Origin of the sequence: Tsukamurella conjunctivitidis (genome assembly GCF_007858475.1) — a bacterium.
In the GTDB taxonomy this organism is placed as follows: domain Bacteria; phylum Actinomycetota; class Actinomycetes; order Mycobacteriales; family Mycobacteriaceae; genus Tsukamurella; species Tsukamurella conjunctivitidis.
In genome coordinates this window covers 1-524 of the sequence record NZ_VIGX01000298.1, presented here as the reverse complement: position 1 = coordinate 524, position 524 = coordinate 1, and the positions used below count along the sequence as shown (strand labels likewise).

General features: G+C 66.2%; 1 protein-coding gene and 1 pseudogene. Both read right to left on the bottom strand.

Going from position 1 to position 524, the window contains the following annotated elements:
- Positions 1–359: pseudogene (locus FK530_RS25475) on the bottom strand (Fic family protein); the annotation flags it as partial.
- 1 nt (position 360) lies between these two features.
- The gene (locus FK530_RS26220) at positions 361–471 is read right to left on the bottom strand and encodes a hypothetical protein (protein WP_231706813.1); all 111 of its coding nucleotides are present in this window, start codon (positions 469–471) and stop codon (positions 361–363) included.
- Positions 472–524 lie beyond the last annotated feature (53 nt).

Genomic DNA, 524 nt, shown 5'->3' with positions numbered 1-524 from the left:
ACAGCGTCGAGGTATCCGCCGATGCGATCCACGGCCAAGAAGTCGGTGTAGCCGCGCCCGAGTTGCGGCGGCCACTCCTTGCTCATGCCAACCGTGCGGTACTCCCCCGCCCACTCGTACACATCCTGGAACAGATGACGATGGATGGAGCGCACGTGCTCGGCGTCGTATGTGCGCGCGATCCTGACCTCGCCAGCGATCAGCTCACGCTGTCGCTCAGCGGTCTCGGTGTACTCCCGCCGGGCCAGCACCCTCGGATCGCGCTCGTCATAGAGGTTGCGCAGAGTGCCGTCTCCCGTTGCCGGATTGAACGTCTCCGGGTAGAAGTACGACTCCCAACCGTCATAGCGCCAGGCCATGTCACCTGCCGACAGGAACCAGTCCAGCGACTCGACGCGCAGCCTCGTGCGCTCGGCGGCGGTACTCCGCAGCGTCGATGGCACCCCGGGCGCGGTCGGTCAGGTTCTCCACATCCTCGCGGGTCGGCTCGAATCCCTCATGCCAGGCAGCCGCAAGGGACTGCC